The sequence below is a fragment of the Streptomyces sp. BB1-1-1 genome, assembly GCF_031597775.1.
Taxonomy (GTDB): Bacteria; Actinomycetota; Actinomycetes; order Streptomycetales; family Streptomycetaceae; genus Streptomyces; species Streptomyces thinghirensis.
In genome coordinates, this window is record NZ_CP134203.1 from 727,149 (window position 1) to 746,888 (window position 19,740).

Consider the following 19,740-nt stretch of genomic DNA (forward strand, 5'->3'; position numbering starts at 1 on the left):
TCCCACAGCGGCCGGTGCCTCAGTGCCCGCGCTTGATCCACTCGTCCAGTCGCGGGGCCTCGGCTCCGATGGTGGTCGGGTCGCCGTGGCCGGTGTGGACCTTCGTCTCGGGCGGGAGGACCAGCAGCCGGTCGCGGATCGAGTCGATGATGGTCGGGAAGTGGGAGTAGGAGCGTCCGGTGGCGCCGGGTCCGCCCTGGAAAAGGGTGTCGCCGCTGAAGAGGGCGCCGAGGCCCGGGTCGTAGAGGCAGACGGCGCCGGGGGCGTGCCCGGGGGTGTGCAGGACCGTCAGGTCGGCGCCGGCGGCCTCGATGACCTGGCCGTCGGTCAGCCAGGCGTCGGGGTCGCGGTCGGGGTGGGTCTGGTGCCACAGCGGCAGGTCGTCGGGGTGCAGCCAGATGACGGCGCCGGTGCGCTCGGCGAGGAGCGGCGCGGCGTTGACGTGGTCGTTGTGGGCGTGGGTGCACACGATGGCCGTCAGCCTGCGGTCCCCGACGGCTTCGGCGATCGCGTCGGCGTCGTGGGCGGCGTCGATGACGATCACCTCGTGGTCGTCGCCGACGAGCCAGACGTTGTTGTCGACGTCCCAGGTACCGCCGTCGAGGCTGAACTGTCCGGAGGTGACGAGGCGTTCGATGCGGGCGGCCATCACAGCACCACCACCGAGCGCAGCACGTCACCGGCGTGCATCCGCTCGAAGGCCTTCTCGACCTCGTCGAGCTGGATGGTCTCCGTGACGAACTTGCCGAGGTCCAGGCGGCCCTGGAGGTGGAGGTCGATGAGCATCGGGAAGTCACGGGAGGGCAGGCAGTCGCCGTACCAGGACGACTTCAGGGATCCGCCGCGTCCGAAGACGTCGAGGAGCGGCAGTTCCAGCTTCATCTCGGGGGTCGGTACGCCGACGAGGACGACGGTGCCGGCCAGGTCGCGGGCGTAGAAGGCCTGCTGGTACGTCTCCGGGCGGCCGACCGCCTCGATGACCACGTCGGCGCCGAAGCCACCGGTCAGTTCGCGGATCGCCTCGACGGGGTCGTTCTCGCGGGAGTTGACGGTGTGGGTGGCGCCCATGCTCCGGGCGGTCTCCAGCTTGCGGTCGTCGATGTCCACGGCGATGACCTTCGCCGCCCCGGCCAGGTGGGAACCTGCGATGGCCGCGTCACCGACGCCGCCGCAGCCGATGACGGCGACCGTGTCACCGCGGCCGACGTTGCCGGTGTTGATGGCGGCACCGATACCGGCCATCACCCCGCAGCCCAGCAGTCCGGCCACCTGCGCGGAGACGGCCGGATCGACTTTGGTGCACTGTCCGGCGGCGACCAGCGTCTTCTCGGCGAAGGCGCCGATGCCCAGGGCCGGGGAGAGTTCCTGGCCGGTCGAGGCGAGGGTCATCTTCTGCTCGGCGTTGTGGGTGTCGAAACAGTACCAGGGCCGGCCGCGCAGACAGGCCCGGCACTTGCCGCACACCGCGCGCCAGTTGAGGATCACGAAGTCGCCCGGGGCCACGTCGGTGACGCCGGCGCCGACGGACTCCACGACGCCCGCGGCCTCGTGGCCGAGCAGGAACGGGTACTCGTCGCTGATGCCGCCCTGCTTGTAGTGCAGGTCGGTGTGGCACACCCCGCAGGCCTGGACGGCGACCACGGCCTCGCCAGGTCCGGGATCGGGCACGACGATCGTCTCGATCCGCACGGGTTCGTCCTTGCCCGGTGCGATCACGCCGCGTACTTCCTGCGCCATGGTCTGGACTCCTTCTTCGGCCACTCGATGAATCACTCCGACCCTACGCTCAACTGATCGGTACGGGCCGACGACAGGGCGACATAACCTGAGTCGTCCGCCCGTCCGCCCGTCCGCCAATACGCCCGTCCAGCCATCGAAGGAGCGTCGTGAGCATCGCAGAGACGGAGACCGGTCCGCCCGCCTGGCGGCTGCTGCTGGGTTACGTCCGGCCGCACCGCCGCGCGCTGTTCGCAGGCGCGCTGCTCTCGCTGCTCACCGGAGGGACGGGGCTGCTGCTGCCGCTGGTGGCCCGCGGCCTGATCGACGACCTGTCACACGACCGCGCCATCACCGGCGCGCTGCTCGCCATGTCGGGTCTGGTCGTGGCCAACGCGGTGGTGGGCGCCCTGGGTTCCTACGTGCTGCGGCGCACCGCCGAGTCGGTGGTGCTCGACGCGCGGCGCACCCTGTCGTCGTATCTGCTGCGGCTGCGCGTCGCGGCCGTGGACCGCACCGAGCCCGGTGACCTGATGGCCCGGATCACCTCCGACACGACGCTGCTGCGCACGGTCACCTCCGAGTCGCTGGTCGGCCTCGGCACCGGCGGGCTCACGCTGGTGGCGACGATCGTGATGATGGGCCTGGTCGATCCGGTACTGCTCGGGGTGACGCTGGCGGTGATCGCGGGCGCGGGGACGGTGATCGGGCTGATCGCGCCGCACATCAACCGGGCGAGCAAGGAGGCCCAGAAGGCCGTCGGTGTGATGGGGGCCGCGCTGGAGCGGGTGCTGGGCGCCCTGCGCACGGTGAAGGCGTCGGGTGCCGAGCACCGGGAGGAGCGGGTGCTGCACGACGCGGCCGAGGAGTCGTGGCGGCAGAGTGTGCGGGCCGCCAAGTGGTCCGCGGCGGCGGGCAACACGGCGGGGCTGGCCATCCAGATCGCCTTCATCACGGTGCTGGCGGTGGGCGGGGCGCGGGTGGCGACCGGGGCCGTGGACGTGGGCACGCTGGTCGCGTTCCTGCTGTACGTGTTCTTCCTGATATCCCCGCTGCAGGAGGTGATCGGCGCCGTGGCGCAGTACCAGACGGGTGCGGCGGCGCTGGTGCGCATCCAGGAGGCGCTGCGGCTGCCCGCCGAGCCGCCGGTGCGGTCGGCCGCCCCGCTGCCCTCCGCCGGGGACCGGCCCGCCGCCCTCGCCTTCCACGACGTCCGCTTCCGCTACGCGGACGATCTGCCGTACGTCCATCACGGGGTGACCTTCGACGTGCCGGCCCGGGGGATGACGGCGTTCGTCGGCCCGTCGGGTGCGGGCAAGACCACCGTGTTCTCGCTCGTCGAGCGGTTCTACGACCCCGAGTCGGGGGAGATCACGCTGGACGGGCGGAGTCTGGCGGACTGGGAACTGTCCTCGCTGCGGGCCGCCATCGGCTACGTGGAGCAGGACGCCCCGGTGCTGTCCGGGTCGCTGCGGGACAACCTGCTGCTGGGCAACGGGGAGGCGGCCGACGACACGCTCGCCGGGGTGCTGAAGACGACCCGGCTGGACGGAATGGTCGCCAAGCTGCCGAAGGGTCTCGACACCCTGGTCGGGCACCGCGGCACCAAGCTGTCCGGGGGCGAGCGCCAGCGCGTCGCCATCGCCCGGGCGCTGCTGCGCCGTCCCCGGCTGCTGCTGCTCGACGAGGCCACCTCGCAGCTGGACGCGGTCAACGAGGCGGCGCTGCGCGACACCGTGGCCGACGTGTCCCGCACGACGACGGTGCTGGTCGTCGCCCACCGGCTGTCCACGGTGACGATGGCCGACCGGATCGTGGTGATGGACGCGGGAAGCGTCCGCGCCGTCGGCACGCACCGGGAGCTGGTGACCGCCGATCCGCTGTACGCGGAGCTGGCGGCGACCCAGTTCCTGGCCACCGGCGGCTGAGCCGCGCCGGAGTCCGTCCGGACGCGCGTGAGGGCCGCCCGGAGTCGGGCGGCCCTCGACGGTGGGTCGGTCCGGCGGTCAGCCCAGGGCGGGGACGGCGCCGAACAGCGGCGAGACCAGGCCGGTGACCTGCTGGAGCTGCTCGAGGTCGTTGAGCCGGTTCAGCTGCTGGGAGGGGCGCGGCAGCTGGGCGCGGTCCTCGGCGGGCATGTCACCGACCGCGAGCGAGTCCAGCGTCTGCGTCACGCTGAGCTTGTCCATGCCCAGCGCGCCTCCCTCGGCCGCGCTCGCCATCGGCGCGGCGAGGCCGGTGACACCGGCGGCGAGACCGACGGCGGCGACGATACGTCGTGTTGAGATCATGCTCTGAGCAACGCGCGCGGGCCGGGCCCGGACACGGGCGGGTGGCGCCGCTCACTCGTGAGGACCAGTGGCCCGGCCGCGATTGCCGTGGGCGTCCGGACGGAGGAAGCTCGAAGGAGAGGGCCACGGCGGCCCGTTCCCCCCTCCCCCGGGCCCGCGGCCTTCGAAGGAGGTCGTCATGGGCACCACGGCAGACCCCGGCTTCGACACCGAAGCGCTGCGCCGGGGCATCGAAGGAGAGACGGCGGCACCCCTCGTGTCGCTCTACGCGCCGGACGCGGAGGTCCGCATCGTCGACAGGTACGACCAGCCCAGCCGTCCCAAGGTCCTGCACGGCCGGGACCAGATCGCCGAGATGCTCGACGACGTGTACGGCCGCGACATGACGCACCGGCTGGACCGCTGCGTCGTCCAGGGCGACCACGCCGCGTTCACCGAGGAGTGCACGTATCCGGACGGTGAGCGGGTCCTCGCCGAGTCGATGCTGTCGCTGCGGGACGGCAGGATCGTCGAGCAGACCACCATCCAGGTCTGGGACGAGTAGCCGAGCAGCGGGGCCGTCCGACGGGCTCGCCGACTACTGATCGGCTCTCCGCCGGGGTGGTCTGCGGTGCTGGGGTGCGCGGGGGCGCCGGCCCCGCCCCGTACGTGATCAGCTCGCCGGGGCGGCGGGGCTCCATCCCGGTGGGCGGAGGACGGCCAGGAGCTGGCGGACCAGTTCGTCCACGACCTCGTCGAGGGTCGCGTCCACCCAGCCCGCGCTGTAGTCGTGGAGCAGGCCGTTGACGCCGCCGATGAACGCCGTGGCGGCGAGCCGGTAGTCGCGGGGCGCCGCCTCCCCGCGCGCGGCGGCCGACTGGGCCTCGGCGCAGATGAGGTCGACCCAGCGGGCGCGGCGGGCCAGCCGCTGTTCCTCCAGGCGCGGGCTGACGCCGATGATCTCGACGAAGGTGATGCGGACGCGGCGCGGATCGCCGGTGACGTCGGCGGCGTAGGCACGGAAGATCGCGGCGGCACGTTCGGGAAGCGGGAGTTCGCGCGCGTCGGCCGCCGCGGCGAGGACGGCTTGCTCGGCCCAGGCGTTGACCTGGAGGTGGAGGGCGGCGAGCACGTCCTCCAGGGTGCGGAATTCCTCGTAGAACTGCCGGGTGGACAGGCCGGCGGCCTCGCTGAGGGCCGCCACGGTCGTGGCGCGGTAGCCGGGGGTGTCGCCGAACAGTCGGAGCGCGGCGGTGAGGAAGCGGTCGCGCCGCTCCGCCTGTCGCTGCGCGGCGGACTTGCCGCCGTAGCGGCCCGTCGGCGCCCTGAGCCTGCCCGCCACCCGGTCCCCCTCCCGCGCCAACTCCTCGCCCCGCGGCCAATTTTGTCGTGAACGCGGTCTTGTGGAGAAGGGCACCCCTTCCTTACTTTGCAGTAAGTTCACTCTGAAAGCGGCTGTGTTCAGAATTCGCGCCCCAGCGCCCCCATCACGCCCATCACGCCCATCACGCCCATCACGCCCATCACGCCCATCACGCCCACTGCCAGAGGAGAGCAGCATGCCTGCCTTCGGTACCAGGCACCTTTGCGCCGTAGCCGCCGCACTCGCCCTCACCGTCACCGCGCCCGCGACCACCGCCGCGGCGGCCCCGGACGCCCGGGACAGCCTGCGCGAGGTGATGTTCGTCGGCAACAACTGGGACGGCACCGCCGACGTCATCCGCTCCACCGGCGACTTCGCGAGAATCGGCCGGATCGACGTCATCCCGGACCGCGACGAGCGGATGGCCGAGATCAACGCCGATCCGATCAAGTGGATCTACTTCCAGGCCATCCGCAACAGCGTCGGCGAGGGACACGACCAGTTCGTGGACGACATGTACTCGACGCCGGACGGCGGGTCGGTGGTCGTCTCCCGGCCGAGCTTCGCCGACGTCGTGTCCATCGACCTCGCCACCGGTGACATCGACTGGCGCTTCCCCGTCTCGGGTTACCGCTCCGACCACATGGCGGTCTCCCCCGACGGCACCCGGGTCGCGGTGTCGGCCTCGACCTCCAACACCGTGCACGTCCTGGACATCCGGACGGGCGAGGAACTCGGCTCCTTCGGCACCGGTGACAAGCCGCACGAGAACATCTTCACCAGTGACGGCAAGTACATCTGGAACATGTCCATCGGCGAGGTGAACACCGCACTCGACGCCCCCTGGCTGGACTGGACGAAGGGCAACCGGCGCATCACGGTCGTGGACGCGACGACGTACGAGCAGGTCAAGGTGATCGACATGCGCGAGCGCCTCGACGCGATCGGTCTCGACGACCGTTCCGACGCCGTCCGGCCCGCCGTCTTCTCGCCCGACGAGTCCAAGCTGTACTTCCAGGTCTCGTTCTTCAACGGCTTCTTCGAGTACGACATCGCCGCCGACCGGATCACCCGCACGAAGACCCTGCCGAAGAACCCGGCCACCAGCGAGGACCGCACCACCTGGGTCAACGACTCGCGGCACCACGGCATCTCCATGAGCCCGGACGGCGCCAAGCTGTGCGTGGCGGGCACGATGGACGACTACGCGACGGTCGTCGACCGCACGACGCTCAAGGAGGGGCCGCTCGTCCCCGCCGCCAAGCCGTACTGGGCCACGGTCAGCGGCGACGGCACCCATTGCGTGGTGTCCGAGAGCGGGTCCGACCAGGTCACGGCGATCGACTTCGCGACCGGCGAGAAGTCGGTGTCCGTCCCCGTCGGCGACCACCCCCAGCGCGTCCGTCTCGGGCATGTGGCGGCGGACTGGACGGGGCCGTCGGCCGGCTGAGGTGCCGTGCGGCCCGCGCCGGACATGTCGTCCGAATTCGCGTGTGTGAGCCCGCCCGGGAGGGGTAGTCGCCCGGCAACGGATGAGGCATGCATGTCCTCGGCACTACTTCCCTCGGAAGGAGGTCCGTGACAGCGCACTCCAGAAGCGCCCGGGCCGCTTCCTCCGACACGGAGCGTCCCGGGCCGCACCGGGCAGCGTCCTCACGGGCGCTGCCCCCTCTCTTTCTCCTCCTTCGGCCCCAGCCCTCGCGGGAGTGACCGCCTACCGCCTCGGCAGCCGGTGCAGTTCGACGTCCGCGAGCCGGCCGTCGGCGACCTCGGCCGTCATGTAGGTGCAGTAGGGCTGACGCCGCCGGTCGGTCGGCGAACCGGGGTTGAGCAGGCGCAGGCCGGTGTCGGTGGTGGTGTCCCAGGGGATGTGGCTGTGTCCGAAGACCAGGACGTCGAGGTCGGGGTAGCGGTCGGCGCAGCGTCTCTCGCGCCCCTGGGCGGCACCCGTCTCGTGGACGACACCGAAGCGCAGGCCGCCGAGGTCGGCGTACGCCACCTCGGGCAGCCGGGCGCGCAGCCCGGGTCCGTCGTTGTTGCCGTACACGGCGACGAGTCCGCGGCTGCGGCTCTCCAGCAGGTCGAGGGTGGCCGTGTCGACCCAGTCGCCCGCGTGCAGGACGACGTCGGCCCGGGGGATTTCGGCCAGTAGCGGCGCGGGCAGTTCCCTGGCCCGCTTCGGCAGGTGGGTGTCGGACATGAGCAGCAGGCGCACGGATCCAGCCTAGAGGAAGGGGCTGATGTGGCCTGTAACGCGTAACGGCGCCTACGGGGCCGTGCGTCGTTTGAGCGGCTCCCACCAGGAACGGTTGTCCCGATACCAGGCGACGGTCCCGGCCAGCCCGGCCGTGAAGTCGTGGCGGGGGCGGTAGCCCAGTTCGTCGCGGGCCTTGCTCCAGTCGACGCTGTAGCGCAGGTCGTGGCCCTTGCGGTCCTCGACCCGCACGACCCGGTCCCAGCCGGCGCCGCAGGCGTCGAGGAGCAGGCCGGTGAGGTCGCGGTTGCTCAGCTCGGTGCCGCCGCCGATGTTGTACACCTCGCCGGCCCGGCCCCTGGTCCGCACGAGGTCGACGCCCAGGCAGTGGTCGTCGACGTGCAGCCAGTCGCGGACGTTGCGCCCGTCGCCGTAGAGCGGGACCCGTCGGCCGTCGAGGAGGTGGGTGACGAACAGCGGCACGAGTTTCTCGGGGAACTGGTGCGGGCCGTAGTTGTTGGAGCACCTTGTCACCCGCACGTCCAGGCCGTGGGTGCGGTGGTACGAGAGGGCCAGCAGGTCGCCCGACGCCTTCGATGCGGAGTACGGGGAACTCGGCCGCAGCGGGTGCTCCTCGGTGGCCGAGCCGGAGTCGACGGAGCCGTAGACCTCGTCGGTGGAGACGTGCACGAAGGGTCCCACGCCGTGGCGCAGGGCCGCGTCCAGCAGGGTCTGGGTGCCGACGACGTTGGTGAGGACGAACTCGGCGGCGTCGTGGATCGAGCGGTCCACGTGGGACTCGGCGGCGAAGTGCACCACCTGGTCGGCCCCGGCCATCAGCTTGTCGACGAGTGCGGCGTCCCGGATGTCGCCGTGCACGAAATCCAGCCGGGGGTGGCCGAGGTCGAGGTTGTCGAGGGTGCCTGCGTAGGTGAGGCCGTCCAGGACCGTGATCCGCGGCGGCTCGGGCGCGCCGGGGGCGAGGAGCGTCCGGACGTACCGTGAGCCGATGAATCCGGCGGCGCCGGTGACCAGGAGGTTCATGGACGGTGCTGTGCCTTGCCGCGGTCGGAGGGGAACGGACGGTACGGGACGCCCCCGACGTTACCTGCGTGCCCCGCGTGGTCCGCGACCGGCCCGGACGCGCACCGCGCCGGCACACGGCCGGCGCGCTGGGCGGCTTCCCTCACCCCCGGGCGGTCAGTCCTCGCCCCTGACGATGTTCGACTCCTGGCCCCATTGCGGTGCGCGTGCGACGTTGCCGTCCTCGACCGCCGGTATCCAGGTGCGCATGGCGCCCCTGCCCCGCAGGCGGCGGGCTTTCGACCAGCCTGTCTCCAGGCGACGGACAACGGGTTTCTCGCTGGTGTCCGTGGTCACGATGCATCATCTTCCTTCTGCGTCCGGTGCCGTTGCCGTGCGGGTCCCCGGCCGTGACTCCGCGAAACACCGGGCGCCGGCGCCCCTACGGGTTGGGCCGGGCCACGCTGATGTCGCCCAGCGCCGACTCCGGGTCGCGCTCCATGGCCAGGTCTCCGAGGGAGACGATGCCGACGGGGCGTCCGTCGTCGACGACCGGGACACGTCGTACGGCGTGCTCGCGCATCAGCTCGACGGCGTGGTTCAGCTCGTCGTCGGACCGCACGGTCACCACGTCGTCGCTGCACGCGCCGGCCACGGTGGTCTGCTCCGGGTCGCCGCCCTCCGCGACGGACCGGATCACCAGGTCACGGTCGGTGACCAGGCCGCGCAGTTCGTCGCCGTCCGTGACGAGGACGGCGCCGAGGTCCTGGTCGCGCATGATGCGGGCCACCGCGGTGACGGAGGTCTGCGGCTCCACGGTCACCGGGTCGCCGGTCATGATGTCGCGGACGTACTGGGTCATGTCGTGATCCCTCGTTCCCTCGTTCGTGGTGTGTGGCCCGCCGGGTACCCGGCGAAGCGGCACCGGCACCTACTTCGGGGCGTGGCGCAGGGGGATCTCGCTCCAGACCTGCTTGCCGCCGCTGACCGGCAGCGTCCCCCACGTCGCCGACATCGCCTCGACGAGGAGGATGCCGCGTCCGCCCGTCGCCTCCCAGCCGATGCTGGTCGGCTTGACGGGCGTACGGGGCGAGGCGTCGGCGACCGCGACGCGCAGTCGGGCGCCGATCAGGGTGAGGTCGAGGCGGACCTTGCCGTCGGTGTGCACGAGGGCGTTGGTGACCAGCTCGGAGACGATCAGGAGGACGCCGTCGATATCGTCGTCCGGCACTCCCCAGGAACGCAGGGTGCGGCGGGTGAAGCGGCGGGCGTGCCGCACGGCCTCGGGCAGCCGCCACACCGACCAGCTCTCCCGCAGCGGGCGCAGGGCCATGCCGTCGTAGCGCACCAGCAGCAGGGCCACGTCGTCGCTGCGGCGGGCGTCGCCGAGCAGGGCGTCGGCGACGAGCCCGAGGTGGGCGGGGTCGGAGGCGGCCAGCGCGTGCGCGAACCGGTCCATGCCCTCGTCGATGTCGGCGTCGTGGGACTCCACGAGGCCGTCCGTGGTGAGGCCGATCAGCGTGCCGGGCCGCACCCGCAGCGGACTCATCGGGAAGTCGGCCTGCGTCACCACGCCCAGCGGCGGGCCGCCCTCCACCTCCGCGATCTCCGTCGTGCCGTCGGAGTGGCGCAGTACCGGCGGCAGATGCCCGGCCCGGACGCACCAGGCGGAGCCCTCCTCCATGTCGAGGTCGACGTAGACGCAGGTGGCGAAGAGGTCACTCTCCATGTCCACGAGCAGCCGGTTGGCGTGGGAGACGACCACGTCCGGCGGATGACCCTCGACGGCGTAGGCGCGCAGGGCCGTGCGCATCTGGCCCATGAGGGTGGCGGCGCCGGCGCTGTGGCCCTGGACGTCGCCGATGATGAGGGCGACGTGGTGGTCGGGCAGCGGGATCACGTCGTACCAGTCGCCGCCCAGCTCCAGTCCGGCGGTGCTGGGCAGGTAACGGGCGACGGCGACCGCGCCGGGCAGTTTGGGCAGGCGGCGCGGGAGCAGCTGGCGCTGGAGCATGCCGACGAGTTCGTGCTCCGCGTCGAAGGCGTGGGCGCGCATCAGGGCCTGTCCGGCGAGGCCGGCGGAGGCGGTGAGCAGGGCGCGTTCGTCGGGGCCGAAGTCGTGCGGGGTGTCCCAGCCGATCAGACAGGCGCCGGCCATGCGACCGCCGGCGGGCAGCGGCAGGACGGCGAGACCGCCGGGGCCGACGTCGGCGAGGGCGGGTTCCAGGTCGCCGGTGCCGGCGGGCCAGATCCGGGCCCGGCCCTCACGGAGCGCGGCGGCGAGGGTGGGCATGGCCCGTACGGGCGCGTCGGGCCACTCGGTGCGCCACTCCAGCCGCCACAGCTCGGGCCAGGACTCGGGCTCGGGCGGGTCGAGGACGGTGACGACGAGCCGGTCGTTCTCCAGCTCGGCCAGCGCGATCCGGTCGGCGCGCAGCGGCCTGCGCAGCGCGGCGACCACGGCCTGGCTGACGTCCCGGACGGTGCCGGCGGTGGCGAGCGCTGCGGCCAGGCGCTGGACGCGGGCCACGTCGGTCACGTCGGGGCGCAGGGTGGAGGCGTCGGCGACGGTACCGACGAGACGGGCCGGTTGCCCTTCGCCGCCGGGCAGCAGCCGACCGCTCAGCCGGAGCCACTTGGGCGGGCCGGTGGGCTGGAGCACCCGGAACTCCAGCTCGCGGTCGCCGATGGTCATGTGGTCGGCCTCCGTCACCGACATCAGCGAGGGCAGGTCCTCGGGCACGGTCAGGCCGAGCAGCGTCTCGACCTTGCCGTCGAAGTCGCCCGGGGCGAGTCCGAACAGGCGCAGGATGTCGTCGCCGATCTGGACCCGGCCGGTGTCCATGGCCAGGGTGAAGGAGCCCGGCTGCAGTTCCCGCGCCTCGGCGACCGCGGCCGGCGCGGGGCAGGTCACGGCGTCGGCGATCAGTTCGAGGCAGGCCCGGTCGTCGCCGTCGAAGCCTTGCGGGCGTTCGGTCAGGGCGAGGAGGCACCCGCCGCCGTCCCCGTGCACGGGCACGGTGGCGAGGGAGAAGCCGCTCGACGGCACGCGCCGCGACTCGGCCGAGCCGGCGAACTCCTCGGGTCCGAGCCAGACCGGCCTGCCGCCGCGGTGGGCGTCGGCGACCGGGGAGCCGCCGGACGCGGGGTAGCTGTCGCGCAGGCCGTACAGGATCCGCGGCACACCGGCCGACTCGACCAGGCAGAGCAGCTCCCGGTTCTCGCCGGGCGTGTAGAGGGCGGCGAAGGAGGCGCCCGCGAAGACCAGCGCCTGTTCGAGGACGCGGCGCAGCCGCTCGCCCGGGTCCGGGCCGGACGCGATCGCCTTCAGGGCACCCTCGGCACGCAGCGTTCTCGATCCGCGTTCCGCAGCGCCCTCACTGACCACGCCGCCATTACAGCGCTTATGGGACACCTGCGCAGCCCCTGCGGACGGGGAACCGGCGAGCGGACGCGTGGAAGGGCTCGCGGGCGCGGTGCGGGGCGGGCCCCGGCGCGGGGGCGGGACACCGCGCGCAGCACGCACCGAACGTGCCGATATGGCGCTCGCCGTGCGCGGCGGGCCCTCCGGGAGGAGATTTGAACCCGGGGGCCCGCGGGCGCCGCCGTGCGAGGAGGTGGTCGGCGTGTCCGACGATCGGTCGACGTCACCGGTGCCCGTGGACGCGAGGGCATCCGGCGGTGACCCGGTGCTGTCCCTGGCGCTGGCCGCGATGATGGAGGACGTCCACGCGCACTCCGGGGCGGTGTACCTGCTCGGTGCCGATCCTCCGGTGCTGGAGATGGCGGTGATGGCGGGGCTGCCGAGGGCGTTCGCGGCGCCCTGGGAACGGGTGACGCTGCACGCGCGGGTCCCGGTGGCCGACGCGGTGCGTGGGCGGCGGCTGATCTGGGTCGGCGACGAGCAGGAGATGGCGCGGCGGTATCCCCGGGTCGCGGTCGTCCTGCCCTATCCGTTCGCGCTGGTCGCGCTGCCGGTCGCGACCGGGTCCACGGCGTACGGCGCGGTCTTCCTGACCTGGCCCGGTACGCGTTCCCCGGCGCTGTCGGACCGGGAGCGCGACCATCTGACGGCGGCCTGCGAGCGCCTGGCGGTGCGGCTGGAGCGGGCGGCCGCGGCGAGTGTCCCCGTACACCCCGAGCCCGATCTGCTGGCCGCCCCGGTGGTCGGCGGCGCGCCGGGCACGCTCGGCTCGCTGGAGGCCGTGCGGATGGTGGGACGCCTGCCGTACGGGCTGTGCTCCCTCGACCTGCACGGTCGGGTCGGCTTCGCCAACCCGGCGGCGGCCGAGCTCCTGGACGTGCCGGTCGCCGGACTGCTGGGTACGCAGTTGTGGACGTCGGTGCCGTGGCTCAACGACCCGGTGTACGAGGACCGGTACCGGGCCGCGCTGTTCAGCCAGCACGCCACGTCCTTCGTCGCGCTGCGTCCGCCCGGCGACTGGCTGTCGTTCCGGCTGTATCCGACCCGGACCGGGCTCAGCGTCCGCATCAGCCGGGCCCGGGGCGTGTCGCGGCCGGGCCCCGCCGAGCCGGTGCCGGACGAGGGCGCCCCGCCGCGGCTGGTGACCATCTCCCAGGTGGTCAGTCTGACCGGCGCGCTGTCCGAGGCGGTGGGTGTGCAGGACGTGGTGCAGCTGATCGCGGACGAGATCGCCCCGACCGTGGGCAGCCAGGGCCTGGTCGTCCTCGGCTCGCGGGCCGGCCGGCTGCACGTCCTGGGGCACCGCGGCTATCCCGACCGGCGCAACGCGGAACGCTTCGACGGTACGCCGCTCACCGAGCGGATCCCGGGCGCGCAGGTCCTCCGGACGGGGGTGCCCGCGTTCTTCGAGTCCTGGGAGCAGCTGGAGCGTCTGTACCCGGCGCGACGGGGTACGCACGACGGCTTCGCGGCCTGGGCCTTCCTGCCGCTGATCGCCTCGGGGCGGCCGGTGGGCACCTGTGTGCTCGCCTACGAGCGGCCGCACTCCTTCACGACGGAGGAGCGGGCGATCCTGACCAGCCTGGCCGGGCTGGTGGCGCAGGCCCTGGACCGCGCCCTGCTCTACGACGCGAAACACCGGCTGGCTCACGGGCTGCAGGAGGCGCTGCTGCCGCACTCGCTGCCCGCGCTGCCCGGTATCGAGGCCGCCGCCCGGTATCTGCCGGCCACCCGGGGCATGGACATCGGCGGCGACTTCTACGACCTGGTGCCGGCCCGGGGCACGGCGGCGGCGGTGATCGGGGACGTCCAGGGGCACAACGTGACCGCGGCCGGGCTGATGGGACAGGTCCGCACCGCGGTCCGCGCGTACACGACCGTCGGCCAGGCGCCCGAGGAGGTGGTGCGCAGCACCAACCGGCTGCTGATCGACCTCGGGACCGATCTGTTCGTCAGCGCTCTGTACCTGCGGCTCGACCCGGGGCGCGGGCGGGCGGTACTGGCCCGCGCGGGTCATCCGCCGCCGCTGCTGCGCCGCCCGGACGGGCAGGTCGGGGTGCTGGAAGTCCCCGGCGGCCCCCTGCTGGGCATCGACCCCTCGGCCGAGTACCCCCGCACGGAGGTCGCCCTCGCCCCCGGCTCCCTGCTCGCTCTCTACACCGACGGCCTGGTGGAGTCCCCCGACGTCGACTTCGAGGACGCCCTCGCCGACCTGGCCCACCGGCTGTCCGAGGCCGGGGATCTGCCGCTGGACGAACTCGCCGACCATCTGGTGCGGCACGAGGCGGGCGCGGAGGAACGCCCCGACGACATCGCGCTGATGCTGCTGCGGGCACGTGTCTGACGGCGCGGCGGTCCGGGTCCTCCCGCCGGAGGGCCGGACCGCTCGCCGCCGACCGGTTCTTAAGGGAGCCGGTCGGTGGTTCCCGAGCCTGTGCCGGAGGCGCGGGGCCTGCGAATCAGCCGGTCAGGCCGGAGTCGTCCCTGCTGCCGGTGCCCGTGCCGTCACCGGCCTCCCCGAGACCGGCACCATCACCTGCATCGCCGGCACCGGCGCCGTCGCCGCCCGCCTCGTCACCGCCGCCGACGGCGTCGCCGCCCCCGGCCTCTTCCCCGCCTGCCTGGTCGCCGGCACCGGCGTCCTCGCCGCCCGCCTGGTCACCCGCGCCGCCCGCCGCGTCGCCGCCGAGGGTGGCGCCGACGGCCTCCAGGGCCGTGGTGACCGGCTGGAAGAAGGTCTCGCCGCCGACCGCGCAGTCGCCGCTGCCGCCGGAGGTCAGGCCGATCGCGAGGCCGTCCTGGGTGAAGAGGGAGCCGCCGCTGTCGCCCGGTTCGGCGCAGACGTCGGTCTGTATGAGGCCGGTGACGGTGCCCTCCGGGTAGTTGACGGTGGCGTCCAGGCCGAGGACCTGGCCGTCGGCCAGTCCGGTCGTACTGCCCATGCGGAAGACCTGCTGCCCGACCGTCGCCTCCGAGGCCTGGCTGATCTGGACGGTCTGGTCCCCGAGGTTGACCTCGCTCGGCGCCTCGGTGGCCGGGTCGTCGTACTTGACGAGCGCGAAGTCGCCCTCGCCGGGGAAGACCGCCTGGTCGACGGTGGCGATCGGCTGCCCGTCCTGCGCGTCGGACCACTGGTCGTCCGCGACGCCGCAGTGACCGGCCGTCAGGAAGGCGGGTGAGCCGTCGCCCGCGGTGACGTTGAAGCCGAGGGAGCAGCGCGCGCCGCCGCCGAAGATGGCGTCGCCGCCCGACACGAAGGTCTTGAAGGTGCCCTGGGACTTCTTGATGGTCGCCATGCCGGAGCCGAGGCCCTCGACCGTGGACTCCAGCCGGTCCCAGCCGGCGCCGGTGACGGTGCTGTCGGCGGTCACCAGGATCTTGTTGGTGCGCGGGTCGATCGCCCACGAGGTGCCCGGGATGGTCGCCTCGGACTTCAAGGTCTGCGCGCCGGTCCGCAGCTCGCCCATGCTGTTGTCGACCTCGCGGACGTCCGCGCCCGCCTTCTTCGCCTGCACGATGACCTGGTTGTTGTCGCCGGGTACGACGTTGACGACGAGCTGCTGCTCGCCGGCGTCGTAGTACGACCCGGCGAAGGCGTCGCCGAGCAGGCCGGCGAGCTGCGAGGCGAGATCCGACGCGTCCCCCGCCTTCAGGGTCCTCGGCGCCGCCGCGGCGTCGTCCGAGGACCCGCCGTCCTGCGAGGCGTTGGCGTTCGGCAGCAGGATGGCGGCCGCGCCGAGCGCCACCACACCGCCTGCCGCCATCGCGGCCCTGCGCTTCGGAATTCGCTTGTGACTCAACCTTCTCGACCTCCTGGGACGGGGTCCGTGCCGCCGGTCCGGCGGCTGTTGGGGGGCGCCTGGATGGCTGTTGGTACGCACGGGCCGGACCGGCCGTTCAATCCCGCCGGATCGCCACACTCCGCATTCGCACGGAAACGTTCTGTTCCGATCACGGAGCGGAATCCATGCTTCAGCGAATCTGCACATCGAATGCTCAACCCGGTCATCCTCGTTGGGGGATCTGCACAAATCCGAAGCGCTCCGCACGTCTTTGGGGCGGGTGTGCCGGATTCGCCTCCGTACGGGCAAGGGGTCGCACGGGACGATGTCGCGGCGCATGTGAAGAAGTCGCCGCGAAGGCGTGCGCGCACCTGCACGGTTGGACGCCCGGGCGTTGCAAGTGCCCTGGTGGGACGGGGTGATTGATTGGAAGCGCGGACCGGCCGCGTGCTTTGATCCATCGCACCGCGGGGGCCGCGGAGGGCTCCGGAAAAGGGCGCCCGGCGCCCGCGGTCGCGGCCGTCATCTGTCCCCAGAGGGGGCCGCTCCCCCCTTGTGAAATGGCTATACGAAGGGAAGTTCCATCATGAACTCCACCCCCCAGGTTGAGACCGTCGAGATCTCGGACGCCGACCTCGACAACGTCTCCGGCGGCCTGAACGTCAACGCCGTCGGCACCGTCACCGGCCTGGTGGACGGCATCGCCCCGGTCTCCGGCCTGCTCAACACCGCCGTCGGCACCGTCGAGGGTGTCACCGGCCTGAACACGGCCCCGGTCACGGGCCTGGTCGCCGGTCTCTGATCGCGCCCATGTGTCGCTGAGTCCCGGAGCCCTCCAGGCTCCGGGGCTTTTCGGCCGTTCTTCCGCGGCTTCTCCTGCGCCGCTCCTTCTCTGCGGCTGCTTCTCCGCGGCTTCTCCGGAAACTCTGGGATACGTCCGACGTGCAGTTCCGCCAACAGGCCCTCGCAAAACTCCAGTCACCGGAGGAACTCGACCTTCCGGTGCGTTTCGCCCGCCCGCAGGGCTGGCTGGTGCTCGCCGTGACCGTCGTCGCGATGGCCGCCGCGTCGGTGTGGGCGGTGAGCGGCTCGGTGACCTCCACGGTCGGCGCGCCGGCCATCCTCACGCACGGACAGGGCAGTTACCTCCTGCAGAGCCCGGTCTCCGGCCAGGTCACCGCCGTCCTCGCCCGCCAGGGCGAGCGGCTCGCCGCCGACTCCCCCGTGCTGAAGGTGCGTACGGGCGAGGGCGAGACCGTGGTCCGCACGGTCGACGCCGGCCGGGTCAGCGCGCTCGCCGCCACCGTCGGGCAGATCATCCAGACCGGCGCGAACGTCGCCTCCGTGGAGAAGGTCGCCCACGCGGGCGACCCGCTCTACGCCACCGTCTACGTCCCCGCCGAGAAGGCCGCCGCCATCCCCGCGCACGCCTCCGTCGACCTGACCGTCCAGTCGGTGCCGACGCAGCAGTACGGCGTACTGCACGGGGAGGTGAAGTCGGTCGACCGCTCGGTGCAGTCGGCGCAGACGATCTCCGCGTTCCTCGGCGACAGCCAGCTCGGCGAGCAGTTCACCAAGGAGGGCAGGCCGGTGGCCGTGACGGTCCGGCTGGACACCTCGAAGTCCACGAAGAGCGGCTACGAGTGGTCGTCCGCGGACGGACCGCCGTTCGGCCTGACCTCCATGACCATGGCCACCGGCTCCATCCGGCTGGCCGATCAGCGTCCCGTCGATTGGCTGCTGCCGTGAGCACCGCACAGGAGACCCGGGGCAGACGCCGCGCCGCCCCGCCGAAGCGCAGGGTGCCCAGGAGCCGGGCGAAGACCGTCCGTACCCCCACCGTCCTCCAGATGGAGGCCGTGGAGTGCGGCGCCGCCTCGCTCGCCATGGTGCTCGGTCACTACGGCCGGCACGTCCCGCTGGAGGAGCTGCGCATCGCCTGCGGTGTCTCCCGGGACGGCTCGCGCGCCAGCAACCTGCTGAAGGCGGCGCGCAGCTACGGCTTCACCGCCAAGGGCATGCAGATGGACCTGGCCGCCCTCGCCGAGGTGACCGCACCGGCCATCCTGTTCTGGGAGTTCAACCACTACGTCGTCTACGACGGCGTGGGGCGCCGCTTCGGCCGCCGCGGGGTGTTCATCAACGACCCCGGCAAGGGCCGCCGCTTCGTGTCCCTGGAGGACTTCGACGGGTCCTTCACCGGGGTCGTGCTGACCATGGAACCCGGCGACGACTTCACCCGGGGCGGCCGCAAACCGGGCGTGCTGGGCGCGATGCCGGCCCGGCTGCGCGGCACGGCGGGCACGCTGCCCGCCGCCGTGCTGGCGAGCCTGCTGCTGGTGGCGGTCGGCGCGGCGGTGCCCGCGCTCAGCCGCACCTATATCGACATGTTCCTGATCGGCGGGCAGACCTCGCTACTGGGCGTGCTGTTCGCGTCGATGGGCGCCTGCGTGCTGCTCACGATCGTGCTGACCTGGCTCCAGCAGGCCAACCTGCTGCACGGCCGCATCATCTCCTCCACCCTCTCCAGCGCCCGCTTCCTGCGCCATCTGCTGCGGCTGCCGGTGACCTTCTTCTCCCAGCGCAGCCCGGCCGACCTCGTACAACGCCTCCAGTCCAACGACGCCGTCGCCGAGACGCTGGCCCGCGACCTCGCCGCGGCGGGTGTCGACGCCATCGTCGTGGTCCTGTACGCCGTACTGCTGTACACGTACGACCCCCAGCTGACCTTCGTCGGCATCGGTGTGGCGCTGCTCAACATCCTCGCGATGCGCGTCGTCATCCGGCTGCGCGCGACCCGTACGGCGAAGCTGCGGGCGGACACGGCGCGGCTGACCAACACCGCGTACACCGGCCTCCAGCTGATCGAGACGATGAAGGCGACCGGTGGTGAGGACGGCTACTTCCGCAAGTGGGCGGGGCAGCACGCCACCACCCTGGAGGAGCAGCAGCGGCTCGGGGTGCCGAGCGCCTGGCTGGGCGTGGTCGCGCCGACCCTCGCCACCCTCAACAGCGGGCTGATCCTGTGGATCGGCGGCATGCGGGCGGTCGAGGGACACATCTCCATCGGCCTGCTGGTCGCCTTCCAGGCGCTGGTCGTCCGTTTCACGGCCCCGCTGACCCGCCTGAACGGCGTCGCGGGCCGCATCCAGGACTTCGCCGCCGACGTGGCCCGGCTGAAGGACGTGGAGAACTTCCGCGCCGATCCGCTCTACGACCGCCCCGGCGGCATCGACTCCACCCGCCGGCTGCACGGCCACGTGGAGTTGCAGAACGTCTCCTTCGGCTACAACCCGCTCGACAAGCCCCTGCTCACCGGCTTCGACCTGACCGTCGGGCCGGGGCAGCAGGTGGCCCTGGTCGGCGGCTCGGGCAGCGGCAAGTCCACCGTGTCCCGGCTGATCTCGGGGCTGTACGCCCCGTGGGACGGCGTGATCCGCATCGACGGGCAGCGGCTGGAGGACATTCCGCGCGGGGCGCTGGCGTCCTCCGTCTCCTTCGTCGACCAGGACGTGTTCCTCTTCGAGGGTTCCGTCCGCGACAACGTGGCGCTGTGGGACCCGTCGGTCCCGGACGACGCGGTGGTGGACGCCCTGCGGGACGCCGCGCTGTACGACGTGGTGATGCGCCGCCCGGGCGGCATCCGCAGCAGCGTCGAGCAGGACGGCCGGAACTTCTCCGGCGGGCAGCGCCAGCGCCTGGAGATCGCGCGGGCCCTGGTTCGCCGGCCCAGCATCCTCGTCCTCGACGAGGTGACCAGCGCCCTGGACGCGGAGACCGAGCTGGTGGTCATGGACAACCTGCGCCGGCGCGGCTGTGCCTGCGTGGTGATCGCGCACCGGCTCAGCACCGTGCGGGACAGCGACGAGATCGTCGTACTCCAGCACGGCACCGTCGTGGAGCGCGGACGGCACGAGGAACTGGTCGCGCACGGTGGCGCGTACGCGGCGCTGGTCAGGGAGCGGTGA

General features: G+C 72.5%; 17 protein-coding genes. 7 read left to right on the top strand and 10 right to left on the bottom strand.

Features of this window, described 5'->3' with window-relative positions; translation table 11 throughout:
• Window positions 1-19: 19 nt before the first annotated feature.
• Both RI578_RS03275 and RI578_RS03280 read right to left on the bottom strand, forming a co-directional pair.
• On the bottom strand, window positions 20-649 hold the full coding sequence (locus tag RI578_RS03275; RefSeq protein WP_310869615.1) for an MBL fold metallo-hydrolase: 630 nt from the start codon (window positions 647-649) through the stop codon (window positions 20-22).
• Window positions 649-1,737: an S-(hydroxymethyl)mycothiol dehydrogenase gene (locus RI578_RS03280; protein ID WP_310869616.1), complete on the bottom strand. Its 1,089-nt coding sequence runs from the start codon at window positions 1,735-1,737 to the stop codon at window positions 649-651. The genes RI578_RS03275 and RI578_RS03280 overlap by 1 nt, the downstream gene beginning before the upstream one ends.
• Window positions 1,738-1,886: 149 nt before the next feature.
• Here RI578_RS03280 and RI578_RS03285 point away from each other — a divergent pair, with 149 nt between their 5' ends.
• Complete coding sequence (locus tag RI578_RS03285; protein ID WP_310869617.1) at window positions 1,887-3,644, top strand: ABC transporter ATP-binding protein; 1,758 nt, start codon at window positions 1,887-1,889, stop codon at window positions 3,642-3,644.
• 78 nt (window positions 3,645-3,722) lie between these two features.
• Here RI578_RS03285 and RI578_RS03290 read toward each other — a convergent pair whose 3' ends face one another.
• Window positions 3,723-4,007, bottom strand: a complete 285-nt coding sequence (locus RI578_RS03290) for a hypothetical protein (protein WP_310869618.1) — start codon at window positions 4,005-4,007, stop codon at window positions 3,723-3,725.
• Between the two features lie 178 nt (window positions 4,008-4,185).
• Here RI578_RS03290 and RI578_RS03295 point away from each other — a divergent pair, with 178 nt between their 5' ends.
• Window positions 4,186-4,551 carry a nuclear transport factor 2 family protein gene (locus tag RI578_RS03295; RefSeq protein ID WP_310869619.1) on the top strand — a complete coding sequence of 122 codons (366 nt, stop codon included), beginning with the start codon at window positions 4,186-4,188 and terminating at the stop codon, window positions 4,549-4,551.
• A 108-nt stretch (window positions 4,552-4,659) separates the two neighbouring features.
• Here the strand turns inward: RI578_RS03295 and RI578_RS03300 are convergent, their stop codons facing one another.
• Window positions 4,660-5,328, bottom strand: a complete 669-nt coding sequence (locus tag RI578_RS03300; protein ID WP_310869620.1) for a TetR/AcrR family transcriptional regulator — start codon at window positions 5,326-5,328, stop codon at window positions 4,660-4,662.
• Window positions 5,329-5,545: 217 nt separating this feature from the next.
• Here RI578_RS03300 and RI578_RS03305 point away from each other — a divergent pair, with 217 nt between their 5' ends.
• Window positions 5,546-6,799: a YncE family protein gene (locus RI578_RS03305; RefSeq protein ID WP_310869621.1), complete on the top strand. Its 1,254-nt coding sequence runs from the start codon at window positions 5,546-5,548 to the stop codon at window positions 6,797-6,799.
• 264 nt (window positions 6,800-7,063) lie between these two features.
• Here RI578_RS03305 and RI578_RS03310 read toward each other — a convergent pair whose 3' ends face one another.
• The 5 genes from RI578_RS03310 to RI578_RS03330 all read right to left on the bottom strand — a co-directional run bounded on the left by RI578_RS03310 (window position 7,064) and on the right by RI578_RS03330 (window position 11,954).
• The gene (locus RI578_RS03310) at window positions 7,064-7,564 is read right to left on the bottom strand and encodes a metallophosphoesterase (protein ID WP_310869622.1); all 501 of its coding nucleotides are present in this window, start codon (window positions 7,562-7,564) and stop codon (window positions 7,064-7,066) included.
• Window positions 7,565-7,615: 51 nt separating this feature from the next.
• Window positions 7,616-8,587, bottom strand: coding sequence for a dTDP-glucose 4,6-dehydratase (gene rfbB / locus RI578_RS03315; protein WP_310869623.1), 972 nt, complete (start codon window positions 8,585-8,587; stop codon window positions 7,616-7,618).
• A gap of 156 nt (window positions 8,588-8,743) precedes the next feature.
• Window positions 8,744-8,923, bottom strand: a complete 180-nt coding sequence (locus tag RI578_RS03320) for a hypothetical protein (RefSeq protein ID WP_310869624.1) — start codon at window positions 8,921-8,923, stop codon at window positions 8,744-8,746.
• A gap of 85 nt (window positions 8,924-9,008) precedes the next feature.
• Window positions 9,009-9,428, bottom strand: coding sequence for a CBS domain-containing protein (locus RI578_RS03325; protein WP_310869625.1), 420 nt, complete (start codon window positions 9,426-9,428; stop codon window positions 9,009-9,011).
• Window positions 9,429-9,497: 69 nt separating this feature from the next.
• Window positions 9,498-11,954 carry a SpoIIE family protein phosphatase gene (locus RI578_RS03330; protein WP_310869626.1) on the bottom strand — a complete coding sequence of 819 codons (2,457 nt, stop codon included), beginning with the start codon at window positions 11,952-11,954 and terminating at the stop codon, window positions 9,498-9,500.
• Between the two features lie 229 nt (window positions 11,955-12,183).
• On the opposite strand from RI578_RS03330, the gene RI578_RS03335 reads away from it, so the two are divergent.
• The gene (locus RI578_RS03335) at window positions 12,184-14,334 is read left to right on the top strand and encodes a SpoIIE family protein phosphatase (protein WP_310869627.1); all 2,151 of its coding nucleotides are present in this window, start codon (window positions 12,184-12,186) and stop codon (window positions 14,332-14,334) included.
• 115 nt (window positions 14,335-14,449) lie between these two features.
• On the opposite strand, the gene RI578_RS03340 is transcribed toward RI578_RS03335, so the two are convergent.
• Window positions 14,450-15,790 carry a S1 family peptidase gene (locus tag RI578_RS03340; RefSeq protein ID WP_310869628.1) on the bottom strand — a complete coding sequence of 447 codons (1,341 nt, stop codon included), beginning with the start codon at window positions 15,788-15,790 and terminating at the stop codon, window positions 14,450-14,452.
• Between the two features lie 568 nt (window positions 15,791-16,358).
• Between RI578_RS03340 and RI578_RS03345 the strand changes: the two genes are divergently transcribed.
• The 3 genes from RI578_RS03345 to RI578_RS03355 all read left to right on the top strand — a co-directional run bounded on the left by RI578_RS03345 (window position 16,359) and on the right by RI578_RS03355 (window position 19,740).
• Window positions 16,359-16,574: a hypothetical protein gene (locus RI578_RS03345; protein WP_003978108.1), complete on the top strand. Its 216-nt coding sequence runs from the start codon at window positions 16,359-16,361 to the stop codon at window positions 16,572-16,574.
• Window positions 16,575-16,714: 140 nt separating this feature from the next.
• Entirely contained in the window at window positions 16,715-17,521 is an 807-nt protein-coding gene (locus RI578_RS03350) for an HlyD family efflux transporter periplasmic adaptor subunit (protein ID WP_310869629.1), read from the top strand.
• Entirely contained in the window at window positions 17,518-19,740 is a 2,223-nt protein-coding gene (locus tag RI578_RS03355; protein ID WP_310869630.1) for an NHLP family bacteriocin export ABC transporter peptidase/permease/ATPase subunit, read from the top strand. The genes RI578_RS03350 and RI578_RS03355 overlap by 4 nt, the downstream gene beginning before the upstream one ends.